General features: G+C 75.2%; 3 protein-coding genes (1 of these 3 cut by a window edge). All 3 read left to right on the forward strand.

All coding sequences use genetic code 11. The annotated features are described in order from the left end of the window. Tightly spaced (each overlapping or abutting the next), the 3 genes in view from AB8O64_RS32570 to AB8O64_RS32580 form a layout consistent with a single transcriptional unit that may run on beyond the window. Nucleotides 1–13,191, forward strand: a complete 13,191-nt coding sequence (locus tag AB8O64_RS32570; RefSeq protein WP_370423213.1) for an SDR family NAD(P)-dependent oxidoreductase — start codon at nt 1–3, stop codon at nt 13,189–13,191. Next, a complete protein-coding gene (locus AB8O64_RS32575; RefSeq protein WP_370423215.1) occupies nt 13,188–17,876 on the forward strand; it encodes an amino acid adenylation domain-containing protein in 4,689 nt (1,562 codons plus the stop codon). Before AB8O64_RS32570 ends, AB8O64_RS32575 begins: the two co-directional genes overlap by 4 nt. Continuing rightward, nucleotides 17,876–18,952: the start of an SDR family NAD(P)-dependent oxidoreductase gene (locus AB8O64_RS32580; protein WP_370423216.1), read on the forward strand. Its footprint extends 18,234 nt past the window's final position; 1,077 of the gene's 19,311 nt are visible here — the first part of the coding sequence; it begins with the start codon at nt 17,876–17,878; the stop codon falls past the right edge of the window. Before AB8O64_RS32575 ends, AB8O64_RS32580 begins: the two co-directional genes overlap by 1 nt.

Genomic DNA, 18,952 nt, shown 5'->3' on the forward strand with positions numbered 1-18,952 from the left:
GTGGACCGACGGTCCGTTCGCTGCGTCTTGCACCTGAACCGGGACAACCCGATCGTCGACGACCATCGGGTGCACGGGGTGCGCACCCTGCCGGGTGTCACCTTCCTCGACATCGTCTGCAGACTGCTCGCCGCGCGCGACATCCCGCTGGACGGGACCGAGTTGAGCGATGTCCTGTTCGTCGAGCCGGTGGTGACCACCGAGTCCTTCGACCGTGAACTCGTCATCGCCCTCGAACCCGACTCCGACCCCGACAGCGACGTCTTCCATGTGACGGCGACCAGCCGCCGCACCCAGGACGGCACCCCCGTCGACGACGCCGGGACCACCCATCTGCGGGCGACCCTGCGCACCGGTCTGCCCCCGCTCACCGGCGCCCTCGAACCGACGGCCCCCGGCACCCCGCGCGACGTGGCCGAGGTGTACGTGACCGGGCGGTCGGCCGGCATCGAGCACCGGGCGTTCATGCGGTGCGCGGGCACCCTGCGGGCGAGCACGGACCGCGTGCGGTCCGAACTCGCGCTCGGGGACGAGGCCCGCGCCACGGTGGCCGACTTCCTGCTCCACCCCGCCCTGCTCGACGGGTCGACCATGCAGTCGTACGCCCTCGCCTTCGACGGCGCGGACGCGGACGGACGCCCCCTCATCCCCCTGCACATCGCCTCCTTCCGCGCGGCCCGCACCCTCGGCGACGCCTGCACGGTCGACCTGCGTCTGCGGCCGGCCGGCGCCGGTGACGACGTGGTGAAGGCCGACATCGACCTGTACGACCGCTCGGGCGCGCCCGCCGCCCGGTTCACGGGCCTGACCTTCAAGCGGATCCGCTCCACGGCGGCGATCACCCGGCTCACCACCGACACTTCCAGTGCCGCGTCGGCCCTCACCGTGACCCCCGCCGGCCCCGCCGCCTCCCCGGCCCCTTCGACGCCCGCGAGCACGGACGGCGAGCCCGCCGACATCCAGGCGGAGATCGTCGAACTGGTCCGCCGCGCCGTCGGCGACCCCGCTCTGGTGGTGGACGGCGACCGCGGCTTCTACGACCTCGGGCTGGAGTCGACGCACCTGCTCACGCTGGTCCGCGCCCTCGAGGAACGCTGGGACATCGCGCTCTACCCGACCCTGCTGTTCGAGTACCCGACGGTCGACGCGGTCGCGGAGCACCTCGCCGGGCTGCTGCCCGACGACTGGCGCACCCGCACGGCCGCCGCCGTACCGCAGGAGGACGCCCCCGCACGGACCGGCTGCCTGACCGGGGTGTGGCAGGCGGCCCCCCGGCCTTCGACGCCCGCCACCGGATCGTTGCTGGTGATCGGCGAACTGCCGGTCCGACCCGGTCAGATCACCGCCCGCCGCGGCACGGCCTTCCGCCGCGTCGCGCACCACGAGTACGAGATCCGCCCCGGCGAGGCGGCGGACCTGCGGCTGCTCGTCGCCGACCTCGGTGCCCCGCCCGAGGCGGTCCTGCACGTGGCGGAGCGCACGGAGCACGCCACCGCCGACCTCCCCGAGGCCGTGCGCGCCGCCTGCTGCGAGGTGCTCGCGCTGGCCCAGGCCCTCGCCGACGACCCGGTGCCGGTCGTGCACGTCGGCCCGGCGCCCGTCGCCGCCGCCGTGGCCGGACTGGCCCGCACCGTACGCCTGGAGCAGCCGCGCCTCGCGATCACCGCCGTCGAGTGCGACGGCCCCGCCGATCCCCAGGCGCTGCTCGCGGAGTTCGCCGACCCGGACGAGACCTGGGTGCGGCACACCCCGGGGCGCCGCCATGTCCGCCGCTACCGCGCGGCGGACCTCGGCGGCCCGACCCCCGTCCGGCCCGGCGGTGTCTACCTCATCACCGGCGGAGCGGGCGGCATAGGCCGGGAACTCGCCGCCCGTCTGACCGAGCGCGGTGCCACGGCCGTCCTGACCGGGCGCTCGCCGCAGCCGCAGCCGTCCGCCGGCCGGTACCTCCGCGCCGACGTGACGGTGCCGGCCGAGGTGTCCGCCCTGGTCACGGACGTCCTCGACCGGTACGGCCGGCTGGACGGCGTCGTCCACGCGGCCGGTGTGCTGCGGGACGGGCTCTTCACCGCCAAGTCCGCCGCCGATGTCGCGGCGGTCCTCGCCCCCAAGGTGCGTGGCACGGTGCTGCTGCACGAGGCGACCCGCCACCTGGACCTCGACTTCTTCGCCGTGTTCTCGTCGGTGACCGGCGTCGCCGGCAACGTGGGACAGAGCGACTACGCCGCCGCGAACGCCTTCATGGACGCCTACGCCCGCGAGCACGGGCTGACTTCCTTCGCCTGGCCCCTGTGGGCCGAGGGCGGCATGCGCACCGACCCGGCGGCCGAGGCCCTCTTCCGCCGTCAGGGCCAGGTCCCGCTGCCGACGACGGACGGTCTGGACGTGTTCGAGCAGGCCCTCACGCTCGCCGGCACCGAGGTCGTCGTGCTCCACGGCGACCCGGAGCGCGCCGCCCAGTCGCTGGGCCTGCCCCCCGCCGACGCCACCGAGACCCCCGAGGCACACCACGGCACGCCGGACGCCGAGCACCGCGCCCTGCCCCGGGAGACGCAGGGGACGCCGGAAGCCGACGGTGACATCGCCGTGATCGGCGTCGCCGGCCGCTACCCCATGGCCGAGGACCTCGACGCGTTCTGGGCCAACCTGCTGGCGGGACGCGACTGCGTCACCGAGATCCCGGAGGAGCGCTGGGAGGCGGCCGGCTTCTACGAGCCGGAGCGCGCCCCCGGGCGTTCGTACAGCAAGTGGGGCGGGTTCCTCGACGGCATCGACGAGTTCGACCCCGCCTTCTTCCGGATCACGCCGCGCGAGGCCGAGGGCATGGACCCGCAGGAGCGACTGTTCCTGCAGACCTCCTGGCACGCCCTGGAGGACGCGGGCCTGACCCGCGCCGACGTGGCCGGGCGCCCGGTGGGCGTCTTCGCGGGCGTGATGTTCACCCAGTACCAGATGCTCGGCCTGGGCGCCGAGGACCGGCTGCCGGTGCTGCCGACGTCCTTCTCCTCGGCGGTCGCCAACCGCCTCTCCTACTTCCTCGACCTGCGCGGCCCCAGCCTGGCGCTGGACACGATGTGCTCGTCGTCCCTGACCGCACTGCACCTGGCCTGCGAGAGCCTCAGGTCCGGCGACAGCGAGCTCGCGCTCGCCGGCGGCGTGAACCTCATCGTCCACCCGTACAAGTACCTGCACCTGAGCCAGGTCGGCTTCGTCTCCACGGACGGCCGCTGCCGCGCCTTCGGCGACGGCGGCGACGGCTACGTGCCCGGCGAGGGCGTCGGCGTCGTCGTGCTCAAGCCCCTGGCCCGCGCGCTGGAGGACGGCGACCGCGTCCTCGGTGTCATCAAGGGCAGCGCCGTCAACCACGGCGGACGCGCCGGGGGCTTCTTCGTACCCAACCCCACCGCACAGGCCGACGTGGTGCGGCGGGCGCTGCAGAAGGCGGACGTCGACCCCGCGTCGATCGGCTACATCGAGACGCACGGCACGGGCACGGCCCTCGGTGACCCCATCGAGATCGCGGCCCTGTCCCAGGTCTACGGCGACACCCCGTGCCGGCTGGGCTCGGTGAAGTCCGGCGTCGGCCACCTCGAACCCGCCGCGGGCATCGCCTCCCTGACGAAGGTGCTGCTCCAACTGCGCCACCGCACCCTGGTGCCGTCCCTGCACGCCGAACCGGCCAACGCGGTCATCGACTGGGACGCCTCGGGCCTGACCGTGCAGCGCGAGGCCGCGCCGTGGCCCGCCGGGCCCGGCACCCCGCGCCGCGCCGGCGTCAGCGCCTTCGGCGCGGGCGGGGCCAACGCCCATGTCGTCGTCGAGGAGTTCCCGCAGGCGTGGGCCTCGGACGCCGCCGCGGTCGGACCGCAGGTCGTGCTGCTCTCCGCCCGCACCCCGCAGGCCCTGCGCGAGCTGGCGGAGCGGTACACGCGGCTGCCGGCCGCCGACCGGCTCGCGGAGGTGGCCGAGCTGGCCGGGCTGACCGGCGCCGACCCGGAGGCCGAGCTCGACGAACTCGGCCTGGACGCCGACGACCTGCGCAGGCTGGCCCGGGCGCTCGCGGACGGCTTCCCCGGCCCGGCCCCGCACGTCGACGCCCGCTCCACGCTGGCCGGCCTCGCCGCGGCCGTGCAGGACGCCACCGGATCGGACGCCCCGCTCGCCGACATCGCCTACACCACGCAGATCGGCCGGGAAGCCATGGAGGAGCGGCTCGCCGTCGTCGCCTCCGACACGGCCGAACTGCGCTCGGTGCTCCGCGCCTTCCTGGACGGCTCGGAAACAGCCGGCTACCGCGGCACGGTCACCGGGCGGAGCACCGCCGCCGCCCCGGACTCCACCGACCCGCACGTGCTGGCACGCTGCTGGGCCGCGGGCGCCGCCCCCGACTGGCGTGCGCTGCACCGCGACCGGAAGGCGCGCAAGGTGGCACTGCCGCACTACCCCTTCGCACGGGTACGGTGCTGGGTCGACGTCGCGCCTCCCGCGCAGGCTTCGCTGCCCGTGGCCGCGCCGGCCGCCGAGCGGCCCCGGGCCGCCGCGTTCGAGGCCATCCCGCTGGACGTCCCCGTGTGGGAGGCGTGCCCGGCACCCGCCCCGCTCGGGACGCCGACCGGTCCGGTCGTGGTGCTGCACGCTCCCGACCGCGCCGGCCTCGCCCGTGAACTGGCCACTCGGCACGAGGGGGCGGTCCTCGCCGAGCTGGGAGCCCCCATCTCCGTGACGCCGCGCCTGGTCTACGTCCTGGCCGGTGCCACGGGCGCCGCCGGGCACGAGACGGACCGCGTCGCGCGCGCCGAGGCCGCCGGTGTCAAGGCACTGGTCCGCTACGCACGCGACTGGTCCCGCCTGTCCGCACTCGACTGGGTCGTCGTCACCACCGGTGCCGCCGCGGCACCCGGCCGCGATGTGACCGACCCCTACGCCGCCGGGATCATCGGCTTCGCCCGGGTTCTGGAGAACGAGCACCCCGCCTGGTCGGTCGCCACCGTCGACCTCGATCCCGCCCATGAGTTCGCCGACCTCGTGACGGCGGCGCCCCGGGGCACCCGGCTCGCCTGCACCGGAGCCGTCCGCCACACCCAGGTGCTGCGTCCCGCCCCGGCCGCCGACGGCCCCGTCCCGCTCCGCCGGGGCGGCACCTACGTGATCATCGGGGGAGCCCGCGGCATCGGCCTGGCGATCGCCCACCGGCTCGTCGAGGACTTCGACGCACGGGTCGTCCTGGTCGGCCGCCGGGAGCTGCCCGGCACCGACCTCGGGGACCGGATCCGCTACGTACGCGCCGACGCGACCGACGCCCGGCAACTGGCCGCCGTCCTCGACGAGGCGGGTCCGGTGCACGGCGTCGTGCACGCGGCGCTGGTCCAGCGGGACCGGCTGGTGCGCAACCTCTCGGACGCGGACCTCGCGGAGAGCCTGGCGGCCAAGTCCGGTGTCGCGGCGACCCTGGTCGACGCCCTGCGCGGGCACAGCCCGGACTTCCTGGTGTTCTTCTCCTCCGCGCAGTCCTTCACGGGCGACCCCGGCCTCGCGAACTACGCGGCCGGTTCCACCTTCCTGGACGCCTACGCCCATGCCCTCGACGCCCGCCTGCCCTACCCGGTGCGCGCGGTCAACTGGGGCTTCTGGGGCACGGTCGGCGCGGTGGCCGACGACACCCACCGCGACCGCCTGGCCGCCGCCGGCTTCGGGTCCATCACGCCCGAGGCGGGGTTCGCCGCGCTCGTGGAGGCACTGAGGCAGCCGGCACCGCAGGCCGTCGTGGTGCCCGGCACCGAGGACCTGCGTGCACGCATGGGAGCGATCAGAACGGAGACCACGGACGTGACGCCGACCGGCGGGCAGCTGACCACCACGGACCTGCGCGTGGTGGAGGACTTCCACGCGCTCGACCGGCAGATGACGACGATCGCGAGCGGGGCCCTGCTCGCCCTGCTCGACGACCTGGGCGCCTGGCGGGGCCCGGCCCCGGACGCCGACGAGGTCGCCCGCCGGGTCGGGGTCACCCCCCGGTACGCACGGCTGCTGCACACCGTGCTGGACATGCTCGCCGACGCGGGCCTGACCGAGGCCGGCGACGGACGCCACCGCCCGGTCCCGGCCGCCCTCGCCGCGGCACGCGCCGGCGGCCACCTGCGGCAGCTGGACGAGCTGGCCGACGCCCACCCCGAATCCGCGGTCTTCGTACGGCTGCTGGCCCTGTGCCTGGAGCACTACCCGCAGCTGCTGCGGGGCGAGCTCCTCGCCACCGAGCTCCTCTTCCCCGCGTCGGGCACCTCGCTCATGGAGCGCGTCTACCGGGGCAACCCCATCAGCGACCTCTACAACGACCTGCTCACCGGGCACCTCGTCGCGCACGTCCAGCGTCGTCTGGCGGAGCTGCCCGCCGACGCGAAGGTCCGCATCCTGGAGGTCGGCTCGGGCACCGGCGGCACGTCCGCGGGGCTGCTGCGCGCGCTGCGCCCGTACGGCGAGCGGGTGGAGTACTGGTACACCGACCTGTCGGTCACCTTCCTCGCCCACGGCCGCCGGGAGTTCGGCGAGCAGTACCCCTTCCTGCGGTTCAAGCGCCTGGACCTGGACACCGACCTGGTCACCCAGGGCTTCCCGGCGGACGGCTTCGACCTCGCGGTCGGCGCGAACGTCCTGCACGCCACGTCGGACGTCGGCCGTGCCGTGCGCCACCTGCGCGGAGTGCTGCGCGCCGGCGGCGAGCTGCTGCTCAACGAACTGACCTCGGTCACCCTGGCCGCCACGCTCACCTACGGGCTGTTCGACGGCTGGTGGGCCCACACCGACACCGCCCTGCGCCTGCCCGGCTCGCCGCTGCTGGACGTGCCCGGCTGGACCGGGCTGCTCACCGGCGTCGGCTACGACGCGGTGTCCGCGATGCCGGGCGCCGCCGAGACCACCCGCAACTTCCAGCACATCCTCGTGGCCAGGGCGGACGACCCCGCCACGCCCGGCGACGCCACCAAGACGTCGCTCACCGGCTTCACCGACGCTCTCCTGGCCCTGACGTCGGAGGCCTCGGGCATCCCCCTCGAGGACCTCGACCTCGACCGGGCGATCGGGGACTACGGCTTCGACTCGGTCAGCTACAGCCTCCTCGCGACCCGGCTGAACGACGAGTTCAGCCTGGCGGTGACGCCCGCGCTGTTCTACGAGACGCCCACCCTGCGCGCCCTGGCCGACCGGCTCGTACGCGACTACCCCGAACTGCAGCACCGGCACACCGCCGCCCCGGCGCCCGCCGAGCCCGCTGCCGTCGTGGCCGCACCCCGGCCGCAGCAGACTGCCGCACCCGCACCCGCACCGGCCCCCGCCCCGACGGTCCCCGTCGCGGCCCCCGCCGAGCCGGAGGCGATCGCCATCGTCGGCATGAGCGGGCGGATGCCCGCGAGCCGCGACCTGGACGAGTTCTGGCAGCACCTGGTGGCGGGCGACGACCTGATCACCGACGTGCCCGCCGACCGGTGGGAGACACGCTCGCTCCCGGACGGCGTGCACGCCCACCGCGGCGGATTCGTCCACGACGTCGACATGTTCGACCCCCTCTTCTTCGGCATCTCCCCGCACGAGGCCGCGGGCATGGACCCCCAGCAGCGGCTCGTGCTGGAGGGCGTGTGGACCGCCCTGGAGGACGCCGGGCTGGCGCCCGGCTCGCTCGCGGGCTCCGACGTCGGTCTGTTCATCGGGGCCGGATCGAGCGACTACGAGGAGGTCCGCAAGGCCGCCGACGTGCCGGTCGACGCCCACGCCGCCACCGCCACCACGCACTCCATCCTCGTCAACCGGGTCTCCTACCTGCTCGATCTGCACGGCCCGAGCGAACCGGTCAACACCGGCTGCTCCAGCTCCCTGGTCGCGATCCACCGGGCCGCCGAGGCGATCCGCTCGGGCGAGTGCGACATCGCGGTGGCCGGCGGCATCAACCTCATCCTGTCGCCGCACAACCACGTCCTGCTCAGCAACACCGGCATGCTCAGCCCGACCGGGCGGTGCCAGACCTTCGACGCCCGGGCGGACGGCTTCGTCCGCAGCGAGGGCTTCGGCCTCGTGGTGCTGACCAGCGCGAGCCGCGCCCGCCGGCACCGCGTCCGGGCCTGGCTGCGCGGCACCGCCGTCAACCACGGCGGCCGGGCCCGGTCCCTGACCGCGCCCAACCCCGCCGCCCAGGCGGCGATGATCGTGCGGGCCCACGAGCGCGCCGGCGGCGACCCCACCACGGTGGGCTACCTGGAGACGCACGGCACCGGCACGGAGCTCGGCGACCCGGTCGAGATCAACGGCCTGCGGCTCGCCTTCGACGAACTGCTGAGCCGACGGGGCCTCGCGGCACCCGCCGAGCCCTTCTGCGGTGTCGGAGCGGTCAAGGCCAACATCGGCCACCTGGAATCCGCCGCGGGCGCCGCCGGAGTGATCAAGGTGCTCCTCGCGATGGAGCACGGCGTGCTGCCGCCCGTCGCCGGCCTCGGCGAGCAGAACCCGCATCTGCGGCTCGACGGCAGCCCGTTCCGCCTGGTCCGCTCGGCGCAGGCGTGGCCGAGCCCGGCCGGCGGCCGGCCGCGGCGCGCGGGCGTCAGCTCCTTCGGCTACGGAGGTGTCAACGCCCACGTCGTCCTGGAGGAGGCCGAGCCCGCGCGGGCACCGCAACGCTCGCACGGCCCCTGGGTGTTCCCCGTCTCGGCCCGTACGCCCGACGCCCTGCGCCGGTACGCGGCCGCGCTGCTCGCGGCCCTGGACCGGACCCCGGACCTGGCCGACATGGCGCACACCCTCCAGCACGGCCGGGACGCCATGGCCGAACGGCTCGCGGTCACCGCCGCCGACCGGCACACGCTCGCCGCCGCGCTGTCCGCCGCCGCCGAGGGCGCGGACCACCCCGCCCTGGCCCGGCCCGACGGCACGACACCCGCCGACCGCTGGGTCGCCGGGCAGCGGGTCGACTGGCCGCAGGACGGCGCACTGATTCCGCTGCCCACCTACCCGTTCGAACGCCGCCGGTGCTGGGTCGGCCCCCAGGAGCCGGAGACCCTCAGGGACGCCGCCGCCCCCGCCGCCCCGGCGGGGATGTATGCGCCGCGCCGGCGGCCCGTCGCCGAGGTGGCCGTCACCGCCCCCGTCACCGGGCCCGTCTGGGTGCTCGGTTGCGACGACTTCCCGGCCGCCGACGTCCACCGGGTCGAGGGCGCGCCGCTTGCGTCGCTGCCGACGCCCGCCGCGGTCCACGCCGTGGTCCACGGCGAGGCCGGAGTCCTCGACCTGTTCCGGATCGTCACGCACCTGCAGTCGCGCCCCGGCGCGGCCGGCGAGCTGTCGCTGACGGTCGTGACGCGCGACGCCGCCGGGCCGCTCGCCACGCCCACCGACCCGATGGCCGCGGCCGCCCTGGGCCTGGCCAGGTCGGTGCGGCACGAGTGCGAGCGCTGGCGGGTCAGCACCGTCGACATCGGCGCGGACGACCCCGCCACGGTCACCGTCGCCGTTCCCGGTGACTACGCGCTGCGCGCCGGACAGTGGTACGAGGAGGTGCTCCAGCCCCTCGACACCACGGCACCCGCCGCGCCCCTGCTGCGCGACGGTGGCACGTACGTGATCGTCGGCGGCACCGGTGACGTGGGCCTCGATGTCGCGGAGCGGCTCGTGCGGCTCCACCGGGCCAAGGTCGTCCTCGTCGGGCGCTCCGCGCCGGACGCGGCCAAGGCCGCCCGGATCCGGGCCATCGACCCGACGGGCACCTCGGTGGAGGTCCACCGGGCGGACGCCGCCCGACCCGCCGAGCTACGGGCCGTGTTCGACCGCGTGGGCATCGTGCACGGGGTCCTGCACTCGGTGACCGTGCCGAGCGACCGGTCGCTGGCGGCCATGGACGAGGCCTGGTTCACCACGGGCCTGGCCGCGAAGACCCGGACCCTCGCGGCGCTCGTCGAGGCGCTGGACGGCCGACGGCTCGACTTCCTCGCGGTGTTCTCGTCGGTCCAGTCCTTCCTCGGCAACCCCGGGCAGGCCGCCTACGCGGCGGGATGCACCGCCCAGGACGCCGTCGGGCGTGCGCTCGCCGGACACCTGCCCTACCCCGTACGGGTCGTGAACTGGGGCGCCTGGACCGGTTCGGCGCTCACCGAGCGCCACCGCGACCGGCTGGCTGCCGCTGGGGTCCACCCGCTCGCCCCGCAGACGGGATTCGAAGCGCTGAGCCAGGTGCTCGGCCGACAGGAGGTTCAGGTGGCAGTGGTCTCGGGCACGGACGACTTCCTCGCCCGCATCGGCGTGACGACGGCCGGCACGGACGAGCAGCGGCCCGTGGCCGCGGTCGTACCCGCGGCCACGACCCCGGCCGTCCCGGCGGTCGTGCCAGCAGCCACGGCCCCCGCCGGGGAGGCGTGGCGCGCGGCGGCGGCCGACGAACTGCTGGCCCTCCTGCGCGAAGTGGCCGGGATCCGCCCGGGCGAGCTCGCGCCGGACGACCTGCTCAGCCGCTTCGGCTTCGACTCGATCATGTACACGAGGCTCAGCCACCAGGTGAACGCGCGCTGGGACCTCGACCTGACACCGGCCGCGTTCTTCGGGGTGGCCACCGCGAACGACCTCATCGACAAGATCCTCCACAACCACGGCCCGGCTCTCGCGGCGCGGTTGACCGCGCCTGAGCGAGAGGCGGCTCCCACCCGCGAGACCACCCTCCCGGCCCCGGCCGTCGCCACCGAGCCGGCCGTCGTCACGGCGGTACCGGCCCCCGCGCCGGTGCCCGCTCCCGCGGCCCCCGCTCCTTTCGCCGGTGATCCGGCCGCCGTCGCCATCGTCGGCATGGCCGGTCTGTTCCCGGACTCCGACGGCCTGGACGAGTTCTGGGAGCACCTCGTCGCGGGTGACGACCTGGTCCGTGAGATCCCGGCGGACCGCTGGGACTGGCGGCGGCTGCACGGGGAGCCCGAGCCGGGACAGTTCCGCACCACGGCGAAGTGGGGCGGGTTCATGCGCCGGGTCGACCTGTTCGACCCGCAGTTCTTCGGCATCTCGCCGCACGAGGCCGTGGCGATGGACCCGCAGCACCGCCTCGTGCTGGAGGCCGCCTGGACCGCGATCGAGGACGCCGGCATCCGGCCGTCCGCGCTCGCCGGCACCGACACCGGCGTCTTCATCGGCAGCAGCACCTATGACTACTTCGAACTGCAGCACGCCCTCGGTGTCCCGCTCGACGGGTACAGCACGGTGGGCAGGGCGCACGCGATCATGTCCAACCGGGTGTCCTACCTGCTGAACCTGCACGGCCCCAGCGAGACCCTCGACACCGCCTGCTCGTCCTCCCTCGTCGCCGTCCACCGGGCGGCCGAGGCCATCCGGCACGGCGACTGCGACGTGGCGCTGGCGGGCGGCGTGAACGTCATGGCCTCGCCCACGCTGTTCGTGGACATGAGCCAGGCCGACATGCTGAGCCCGGACGGCCGCTGCCGCACCTTCGACGCGGCCGCCAACGGCATCGCCCGCGCCGAGGGCGTCGGCGTGGTCGTCCTCAAGCGCCTCGACGCGGCGATCGCCGACGGCGACGTCATCCACGCGGTCCTGCGGGGCAGTGCCGTGAACCACGGCGGCCGCACCAACTCGCTGACCGCGCCCAACCCTGACGCGCAGGCCGCCTGCGTCGTCAAGGCGCACCGTCGCGCCGGGGTGGACCCGCGGACCGTCACCTACATCGAGACGCACGGCACCGGCACCGAACTCGGCGACCCGGTCGAGGTCGAGGGACTGAAGACGGCGTTCGCCGAGCTGTACGCCGATCACGGCGCCGCCTGCACGGAAGCGCACGTGGCGCTGGGCGCGGTGAAGACCAACACCGGCCACCTGGAGGCCGCCGCGGGCGTCACCGGCCTGATCAAGGCCCTGCTCGCGATGCGGCACCGGGAGATCCCCGGAAACATCCACCAGGACACCCTCAACCCGCACCTGCGCCTCGACGGCAGCCCGCTGCGGGTGCCGGCCGGACGCGAGCCGTGGCGGCGGGTCCGCACACCCGACGGGGCCGAGGCGCCGCTGCGCGCCGGGGTGAGCTCCTTCGGCCTCGGCGGGGTCAACGCGCACGTGGTGGTGGAGGAGTACCGGGAGGAGCCGGTCGGCGGGCCCGCCGGTGCCCACCTGTTCGTCCTGTCCGCGAAGGACCCGGAGCGGCTGCGGAGCTACGCGCGACGCCTCGCCGACTGGGCCGCGGCCAACGAGGGGGTCGACCCGGCCGCCCTCGCCCACACCCTGCAGACCGGCCGGGAGGCGTTCTCCGACCGCCTCGCCGTCGTCGCCGACTCGCCGCGCGCGCTGGTGGCGGCCCTGGAGGCGTGGCTGTCCGACGGCACCGCGCCCGGTGTGTTCGCCGGGGACGGCCAGGACGCCACCACGGCCCTGCTGTTGGACGGGTCCGAGGGGAACCGCTACCTGCGGGCCGTGGTGGACTCCGGCCGCCTGGACAAGGTCGCCCGGCTGTGGGTCGGCGGCGCGTCGATCGACTGGACGGAGCTGTGGCCGGGTGCGGCACCCCGACGGGTGCCCGCACCGACCTACCCCTTCGCCCGGGAGAGCTACTGGCTCACCCCCGGACCGAGGTTCGACACCGTCCAGGCCGCCGAGGCGGGCCTGATCGCCGATGAGGGCGCCGGCACGGAGGCCGCCCACGTCGAGGAGGAGGCGGCGGCTTCCGTACCTGCCCCGGCCGCAGCGCCGGTGCCCGTCGCTTCCGCGTCTGCTGTTTCTGTACCCGCCGCCCGGCCCGTGCCGGACGCGGCGCCCGTCGACGACGACCCGGAGAGCGCCGTCCGTGAGCACGTGCGCGGACTGCTGGCCGCCCACCTGGGGATGCGGCCCGACCGCCTGCCCGTGGACCGGGTGCTGTCCGACGCGGGAGTGGACTCACTGGGCCTGCGCCGGTTGAGCCGTCGCCTCGGCGCCGACTACGGCGTGGACATCCCGGCCCGGATGTTCGGGGTGGCGCAGACGGTGCGGGCGGTCGCCCGGGCCGTGTTCGAGGCGTACGGACCGCTGCCGGGGCACGAGGAGGACGGGCCGGATCCGGCACCGGCCGCCACGCGGCCCTCGGAGCCGGCCAAGGACGGGGTCGCGGCCCTGCTGGCGGGCCTGCGCAACGGCACCGTCGGCGTGGACGACGCGCTGGCCGCACTGAAGGGGGGAACGGGACGATGAGCACCGAACTGCGCGAGCTGCTGGCGGCGATCGCCACCGGCGAGGTGTCCGACGACGTGGCGGAGCTCCTGCTGCGGGGCCTGATGCAACCGGCGTCGGAGCCGGCACCGGCTTCGGCACCGGTATCGACACCCGTGCCCGCACCGGCGGCCGAGCCCGCGCCCGAGCCCGGGCCGTACCCGCTCAGCCGTGGGCAGGCCGCCCTGTGGGCGATCCACGCGACCGACCCGCAGGCCGTGTCGTACAACCTCCCGCTGGGCCTGTGGCTCGGTGACGACGCCGACCCGGACCGGCTCGCCGAGGCGCTGGCCGCCGTGGTGCGACGCCACCCGGAGCTGCGCATCGCCGTCCGGCTGGACGCCACCGGGCCGGTGCAGGAAGTCACCGACCGCCCCGCGGAGGTGACCCGGCTGGACCTCGGCCACGTGACCGACGGCGAATTCGCCGCCCGCGTCCGCAACCTGGTGCGCCGTCCGTTCGACCTCGAGGACGACCCGCTGCACCGGATGTGGATCATCGCGGCGCCCGGCGGTGCCACGCTGCTGTTGCTGGTCTTCCACCACCTGATCACCGACGGTGTCTCCAGCCACCTCCTGCTGCGCGACATCGTCGCCTGCCACGACGCGCTCGCCGCCGGGCGGGAGCTTCCTCCCGTCGAAGACGGCGCCCCCTACGCCGAGTTCGTGCGGTGGCAGCGGGCGATGCTCGACGGCCCCGAGGCCGAGAAGCACCGGCGCTGGTGGCGGGGTCGCCTGGCCGGTGCCTCGACCGCACCGGTGCTCGGCGCGCTCGCCGACCGCCGCCGGGTCGGCCCGGCCTCGCACGCCGAAGGCGAGATGGTGCAGCTGCGGTTGCCGGAGGCCACCTGGACCGCTGTCCGGGACACCGCCCGCGCCGCCCGGCTGACGCCGTTCAGCGTCGTTCTCGGCGCCTTCGCCGCGCTGCTGCACCGGCACTCCGGGCACCGCGACATCAGCGTCATGGTGCCGACCGACGGCCGCCCCTCGCAGCGCTTCGACCGCACCGTGGGCTACCTGATCAACCCCGTGGTCCTGCGCGTGGACTGCGACCCCGGCAAGAGCTTCACCGAGCTCATGGACACCGTGCAGACGCGGATGGCGGAGGCCGAGGACCACAGCGCCTACCCGTTCGCGTCCGTCGTCGACGACCTCCGCCGGACCTCGGACGGCGAGGTGGGCTTCGACATCGGCTTCTACATGCAGCAGGGCGTCGGCGGGGACCAGGACATGGCGGCCGGTCAGACCGTCTTCCGCGACGCGCTCGACCTCACCCAGGAGGGCGAGAACGACCTCGTCGTCGAGGTGGTCGTGCGCGGCACCGGCGCGCACGTCTACGTCAAGTACGACCCGGAGCTGTTCGACCGCGCCACCGTCGAGCGGCTGGCCGAGCACTACCGGCTGCTGCTGGAGGAGGTGACGGCCGACCCGGCCCGCCGCGTCGGCGACGTCGCCCTGGTCTCCGCGGCCGAACGGCAGGTGGTCGAGCGGGCCAACGCCACCCGGGCCGAGCGGCCGCGCGACGTCACCGCCGCCGACCTGGTGCTCGCCCGCGCGCGGAGCGGCCCGGAGCGCACCGCCGTCATCGACGCCACGGGGTCGCTGACCTACGCGGAGCTCGCCGGGCAGGTGCACGCCCTCACCCGGATCCTCACCGACCGGGGCGTGCGCCCCGGCGATCTGGTCGGCGTCCTCGTGGGCCGCCGGGCCGCGCTGATCGTGGCCCTGCTCGCGGTGCAGGCCGCGGGGGCCGCGTACGTTCCCCTCGACCCGGACTTCCCGGCCGCGCGGCTCGCCCACATCGCCACCGACGCCGGCCTGGCCGCCGTGGTCCTCGACCCGGACCTGGCCGGGCGACTGCCCGACACCACGCCGGGTGTGCGCATCCCTCTGACCGACCCGGCGCCGACCGAACCGACGCCTCCGGTCGGTCCGGCCGGCTCGGTCGCCTGCCGCGACACCGACCTCGCGTACGTCCTCTACACCTCCGGGTCGACCGGAGAGCCCAAGGGCGTCGAGGTCAGCCACGGCAATCTGGTCAATCTGCTCACCTCGATGGCCGAGCGTCCCGGCTGCGCCGAGGACGACACGCTGCTGGCCGTGACCACCGCCGGGTTCGACATCTCCGGTCTGGAACTGTTGCTCCCGCTGATCCGCGGCGCCGCCGTGCACATCGCACCCGCGGACGTGGTGCGGGACGGGTTCGCCCTGGCCGAACTGCTCGACGCATCGGGCGCCACGATCGTCCAGGCCACGCCCGCCACCTGGGAGATGCTGCTGCACGCCGGGTGGACGGGCCGGGTGCGCCGGCTGCTGTGCGGCGGGGAGGCGATGACCGCCGAGCTCGCGGACCGGCTGCTGCACCGGTGCGACGAGCTGTGGAACATGTACGGGCCGACCGAGACGACCATCTGGTCCTCCACGCAGCGCGTCCGCCGCAACCGGCCGATCAGCGTGGGTACCCCGATCGCCAACACCACCTTCACCACCGTCGGCCCCGACGGCGCTCCCGTGCCGTTCGGCGCGGTGGGCGAACTGCTCATCGGCGGCGACGGCGTCGCCCGGGGCTACCGCGGCAGGCCGGAGCTGACGGCCGAGCGCTTCGTCACCGACCCCTCGACCGGTGAACGGCTCTACCGCACGGGCGATCTGGCCCGCTGGTCGGCCACCGGCGACATGGTGCTGCTCGGCCGGGCCGACCGGCAGATCAAGCTGCGCGGCCACCGCATCGAGCTCGGGGAGATCGAGGCCGCCGTCCGCCGCACCGGCGAGGTCGACGACGTCCGCGTGGTCGTGCGCGAGGACCTCCCGGGGCACCCGCAGCTGGTGGCCTTCGTGACGGCCGCCGCGGAGGCCGCGGCCGGAGCCGTCCAGCAGGCGGCGGCCTGGCTGCCCGACTACATGGTCCCCTCCCGGACCGTGGCCCTGGCGCGGTTCCCCCTGACCCCCAACGCGAAGGTCGACGCCGGTCCGCTGGCGGCCCTCCCGGTCGACGAACTGCTGCGCCGGTTCGGCCACGCCGACCGGCCCGTCGAAGCCCCGACGGCGACGCCGCCGGCGGCGCCCCCGGCCCCGGCGGGCGGCGGCGACCTCCTGGCGCGGCTGCGGGAGGCCACGGCCGGCGTCGCCGGACTGACCGCGGAGCAGGTCCCCGTCGACCGGCCGCTGGGCGAGTCGGGCTTCGACTCGATCGGCTTCACCCGGTTGGCGGTGGCGCTGCGGGAGCGGTTCGGCATCACCGTGCGGCCGACGGTCTTCTACGCCCACCCCGACCTCACCTCCCTCGCCGCCTTCCTGACGAAGGCGCACCCCGAGGCGCTCGCCCCGGCCCCGCGGGTGCCCGCCGCGCCCGCCGCACCGGCACCGGCCGCCACGGTCGACGGCTACCCGCCGGTCGCGGTCATCGGCGTCGGCGGACGGCTGCCCTCCTCCGGCAACCTGGAGGAGTTCTGGGGCCACCTGGCCGCCGGACGCGACCTGACCCGCCCCTACCCGATGGAGCGCGGCTTCTCCGCGCGGGTGTTCCCCGAGAGCTTCCGGGGCTCCTTCGTCGACGACGTGGACGCCTTCGACGCGCCGCTGTTCCGCATCTCGCCCCGCGAGGCGGCCCAGATGGACCCGCAGCAGCGGTTGCTGCTGCACGCCGCGCACGAGGCCGTGCTGGACTCCGGCCAGGCCCCGGCGGCACTGGCCGGCAGCCGTACCGGCGTCTTCGTCGGCCTCAGCGGCGCGGACTACCTGAGCCTGCTCGGCCCCGGCTCCCCGGAGATGGGCGACCACTTCCTGATCGGAAACGTCGCCTCCATCGCGGCCAACCGCATCTCCTACGTGTTCGACCTGCACGGCCCCAGCGCCGTGTTCGACACGGCCTGCTCCAGCTCGCTCGTCGCCGTCCACCGCGCGGCGCGCGCCCTGCAGCTCGGTGACTGCGAACTGGCCCTGGCCGGCGGGGCGAACCTCCTGCTGTCGCCGCACGGCTTCACCGGACTGCGGCGCGCCGGGATGCTCAGCCCGGACGGCCGCTGCAAGACCTTCGACGAGCGCGCCGACGGCTACGGCCGGGGCGAGGGCGTGGTGCTCCTGGCGCTCAAGCTGCTGGACCGCGCGCTGGCCGACGGCGACCCGGTGCACGGCGTGCTGATCGGTTCGGCCGAGAACCACGGCGGGCACACCCACTCGCTCACGGTGCCCAATCCGCAGGCACAGCGCGATGTCGTGCTCGCCGCGCACCGGGCCGCAGCGGTGGCGCCCGACACGATCGGCTACATCGAGGCGCACGGCACCGGCACCTCGCTCGGCGATCCGATCGAGATCGACGCGCTCAAGGAGGCGTTCGGCCAGTTGCACGACGACTGGGGGAGCCCGGTCGTCCCGGGCCGGACCGGCGTCGGGTCGGTCAAGACCAACATCGGTCATCTGGAGGCCGCCGCCGGCGTCGCCGGCATCGTGAAGGTCCTGCTGGCGATGCGTCACCGCACCCTGCCGGGCCTGGTGGACCTCCGGGTGCCGAACCCGATGATCGACCTCGCCGGCAGTCCGTTCCGGCTCCAGTCCGGAACACAGGCATGGGAAACACCCGACGGCGCGCCGGCCCGAGCCGGCGTCAGCTCGTTCGGTATGGGAGGCAGCAACGTGCACGTGGTAGTGGAAGAGGCGGGGAAGCGTTGATGAGCGGTAACACCGAGCACAAGGCCGCTCGACTGATCGTGCTGTCGGCCGACGGCGCCGAACAGCTCGACCGGTACCGGGCCGAGCTGTCGGCCTGGCTGGACGCCCACCCCACGGCTTCCCTCGACGGCATCGCGCACACGCTGCAGGCCGGCCGGGAACAGCTGCGGGACCGGCTCGCCGTCGTCGTGACGAGCACCCGGGAGCTGGCGGCGCGGCTGCGCGACGGCGAGGGCGTCATGACCGGCACCGTGCGGGCGGACGCCACGGGGGAACCCCTCGCCACCGGCGACGTGGCCGAGGCGGCCCGGAGTTGGGTCACGGGCCGCCCCGTCGTCTGGCCGGAGCTGCCCGGTGGCCGCCCGGCCCGGCTCTCCCTGCCCCACCCGCCCCGGCCGACCCGGCGCTACTGGATCAACCCGCCCGCCGGCCTGGCGGACGGCCCGGCCGAACGGCTCCTGACCGGCGACGAGTTCTATCTGCGCGACCACGCCCTGGGCACGGTCAAGATCCTGCCCGCCGTGGCGGCGCTGGAGTTCGCCGTGGCTGCCGCCGTCAAGCTGGGACACGGCTCGCCGACCGGCATCGTCAACGTCCTGTGGGCCCGCCCCGTGCTCGTCGAGGACGAGGCCGTGCGCGTGCGCCTGCACCTCGAACAGGCCGCCGACGGTGTCTCCTACGAGGTGCGCCGGGTCGACGGGTCGGCCGACGGCGCGCTCTGCTCCACCGGCACGCTCCGCTTCGACGCCCGGCCCGAAGCACCGCTCCTCGACCTGGACGCCGTCCGGGCCCGGCTGCCCCGCACGGCGACGGCCGACGAGTGCTACGCGGTCTTCGCCGCCCTCGGCGGCGGCTACGGCCCGAGCCTGCAGGGCCTGCGGTCGGTGCGGTCCGCGCCGGGCGAGGCCCTCGCGCACGTCGCCGTCCCGACGGCCGCCGACGTCCCCTTCGACGACTTCACCCTGCACCCGTCCCTGCTCGACGCGATGCTCCAGGCCTGCCTGTGGACCGACGACGACCCGTCGGCCCCCCGCGCACGGCAGCTGCCGTTCTCCGTGGACGCGGTCGACATCTTC

Origin of the sequence: Streptomyces sp. QH1-20 (assembly GCF_041283565.1) — a bacterium.
Lineage (GTDB): Bacteria > Actinomycetota > Actinomycetes > Streptomycetales > Streptomycetaceae > Streptomyces > Streptomyces syringius.

Bases quoted from the DNA above. Each gene is read 5' to 3' on its own strand.
- AB8O64_RS32575 (WP_370423215.1), top strand. From the start codon at position 13,188: ATGAGCACCGAACTGCGCGAGCTGCTGGCGGCGATCGCCACCGGCGAG.